The following is a 3,125-nucleotide window of genomic DNA, read 5'->3' on the forward strand; positions in this document are numbered from 1 at the left end:
ATGTCAATCGGACTCCGCAAATGGGCGCATGGGTTCTGATCAGAGAGTCTTGGTATAAGCGCAGAACTGAAATGTCCCACGTGTGCAAATCAGGAATGTCACACTCCCCCTGCAGCGGCACGTGGGAGGCCGGCGTGGTCGCCCGGGTGGAGCGAATGGAAATGCAGTGGCTGGTTTGATGGACGTCTCACGGCGGCATGCTCACCGTCTTCTGGACGTTTTTTGACGCGCATCGCGCATGTGGTCGCCGGGTTGGAAACCACGACCTGTCTAAGCGCTCCAGCCGCGCACCGTGGTGCAGCGCCTGACTATATCCTGAACAGCAAGCGCCAGCAGCCTGCTGTCGGCCGCTGTTCCTTTCACTTGCTTGAGGAGTGTTTCCGCTTCAGGGATCATGCGCTCAGCCATTTCAAGTACTTTCCCAAGCACAAATCGAGGACGGAAGTCGGCCTCACTGGCGAAGGCTGCCCAGTTCTCCGGCGTTAACGTGAGCGGATCACGATTTCCGCCAATGAACATCGCCAGCCGGGGGCGCTGCTCTTTGTAGAAGGCCCGAAATGCCGCTGCGTTGTTGACATCATAGAGTTGGCTGAGCTCGATGCGGTTGCGCCGGTAGACCAGTGAGTAGTTCTTGGCATGGGCATCCGGATTGCCAACCAGGAACTGGAAAATTGCACGATCAAGAAGTTGCGTGCGAGCCGTGACGACGTCGGTCACCTTCTTCATCAGCCCGAAACATTCCTTCCACCCCGGTCCGCCATCCTTCTCGTATTTCTGCCGGGGAAAACGTCCCAGCGCCTGGCAGAAATCCTCCTGATGCAAGCGGCGGAAAACTTCTTGCCCGTTCAGGCCGACACGGTCGTACCGCCGGATGACCATGTAGGGTGTATCCTTAACCTCCCTGATAGTTGAAAACGGCACTGCGATGCCGACAGCGTTGGCCAGCCGCAGGCAGAAATGTTCAACGCGGATCGAGTCCGGCAAGCCGTCGATGTCCACCTTTAGAATGTGAGTGCTTGGCGTACGCCCTCGCGGCAACGCGATCATGCGGTCGACGATCCCCACCCCCGCCTTGTGATGAACGCCGGCAAGTGAGAGCCTCAGCTCCCCATCAGCGTCAATGAACAGGGGCCGCCGCGGCAGCGCCCCGATATATTCAGCAAGCCGATCATCGTCCAGCACGTCCCATTTCGTCTCAATATTCTCATCGGCGATCACTTCATCGTCGATTGGCATGACCGTCACGGCGCCCGGGCAATCGCGACCAAGCTGATAGAGCAGCGCGTAGTCGTCGGTGGCGTCAACCTGCAGATAGCGCGCCAGAGCTTCGCGCGTCTGTGGGGCGTCGGGGAGCAACCCATCGAAAAACGGACCGGCGCGATCATGTTTGTATGGATTTGGCGAGAACGGGAGCGCCAAAGATAACGGATGATGCGGCAATTCCGTGCGATCAAGCCATGCCCGCTCGTAGCGAAAGGACAATTCACCATCTCTGGCAACGTCGAGGACGCCAACAGGAAGACCATAGAGGCGGATGGAGGCGGGCATCAGAATTCGGATCCCTCGTTCGACGGATCGGTTTGCGCGATTGTCGCCGGCAGGAAGGTAATGGTCACGCCCAACAACACCAGCACCTTGAGAACGATCGACAGAGGGGGGTCAACACGGCCACGCTCGAAATCGCTCACCCATTTCTGTGATGTTGCCGTAAGATCAGCGAGTTGGCCCTGGGTGAGCCCACGACGCTTGCGTTCGCCGCGAAGGAAGTGACGAACATCGTCGACGCTCTGCATGTGCATCGTTTTCACACCATACAACCGCTCGGTGGTAAATGCGGCTACGACTACAAAGTATCACCGACTGGTGGCATTTCAAGACAAGACGCGTAAAAATAACCATTCGGTTATGGAGCATCGATAGCCAAGCGCCAAATTTGTCACCCCCGAAGGGCTGGCCGCCAGAACCTGGATGGTGGCAAGAACGTTGGCATGGAGCCCCGCAGTGTTGATTTCCGCTGAGAATTGATGGAGTGGATGCCCCCTCCCGACGGCATCGCGATGTGCCAAGGTGATGTTTGCGAGAACGTCACTTAGGCGTCCCACGTCGGGATAAACCGGTGGGCCCGATCAATGCCCACGTGGTTCTTGTAGCCGAACATGGGAATGGCGAGATCGACGGGCTTGAAGGCCGCCGGATCGGCGTGATCCTTAACCTTCGCCTTACTGTACATGATGCTCCAGCGCGCATCGCGGTCTTTCTGGCGCAGCTTCGCAGGCCTGTCCTTCCAGTCCTCAGGAATGCGGCCTTCGCGGATGTCCTTTTTCTCACTATCAGTATTGCGCTGGCGCGGAGCCGGGATGACGCTGGCGTCGATGATCTGGCCGCCCATAGCGACAAAGCCACGTTCGGTCAGGGCGGCGTCGAAGCGGGCGAACAGGCTGTCAATAGCCCCAGCCTTCACCAGCCGCTCCCGGAAAAGCCAGATGGTCGTGGCGTCCGGCACGGCTCCTTCAAGACCCAGCCCGAGGAAGCGTTGGAACGAAAGGTGGTCACGGATCTGGAACTCCGTGGCCTCATCCGACAGCGAGTGAAGGGCCTCCAGGACAAGGTTCTTGAACATCATGACCGGGTCATACGCAGGTCGCCCGCCTTTGCCCCGCGTCGCGCGGTGCAGGGCGCCGACCAGCGACGTCCGGAACGTCTCGAAGTCCACCACTGAAGCCAGACGTTCAAGGGATCACCGGCGGCGCTGAGAGCGGCGTAACGGTCCGCTAGATCAAAGAAACCGGGATGGCTGGCCATCGAACTGGCCATCGACGCCTCAGAAATCTGACAGCGTCAGTTTCGCCGAGCTCAGCTCAACCCGCCAAGTTTTTAGAGCCATCCACATGTGTCCGCGGGGCAATCCTTGGGTGATGTAACCGCGGTTACATTGATGATGGCGCTGTTGGGTCAGTCGCCGCAATTTACTCCGCGTTGCAGTGATATCGAGGGAAAAATTCGTCGAGTGTGTGTTTGGGTGAGCGGTCACCCAAAGCGGGGACGACGCGCTTAGCGCAGGCTAAGAACCTTCCGAAACAGCGGCCGAATGTGGGCGTTCCAGGAGGTGTTGATGACTTTGCGTA

Annotated in this window: 2 protein-coding genes and 1 pseudogene; all 3 read right to left on the reverse strand. The window is 58.7% G+C overall.

Going from position 1 to position 3,125, the window contains the following annotated elements; all coding sequences use genetic code 11:
- Positions 1-270: 270 nt before the first annotated feature.
- A complete protein-coding gene (locus IE243_RS21900) occupies positions 271-1,548 on the reverse strand; it encodes a type II toxin-antitoxin system HipA family toxin (RefSeq protein ID WP_191321429.1) in 1,278 nt (425 codons plus the stop codon).
- The gene (locus IE243_RS21905) at positions 1,548-1,793 is read right to left on the reverse strand and encodes a helix-turn-helix domain-containing protein (RefSeq protein ID WP_191321430.1); all 246 of its coding nucleotides are present in this window, start codon (positions 1,791-1,793) and stop codon (positions 1,548-1,550) included. Before IE243_RS21905 ends, IE243_RS21900 begins: the two co-directional genes overlap by 1 nt.
- A 299-nt stretch (positions 1,794-2,092) precedes the next feature.
- Positions 2,093-2,802 (reverse strand): annotated as a pseudogene (locus tag IE243_RS21910) (transposase); the annotation flags it as partial.
- Between the last annotated feature and the right edge of the window lie 323 nt (positions 2,803-3,125).

The organism is Camelimonas fluminis, assembly GCF_014656355.1.
GTDB classification, from domain to species: Bacteria; Pseudomonadota; Alphaproteobacteria; order Rhizobiales; family Beijerinckiaceae; genus Camelimonas; species Camelimonas fluminis.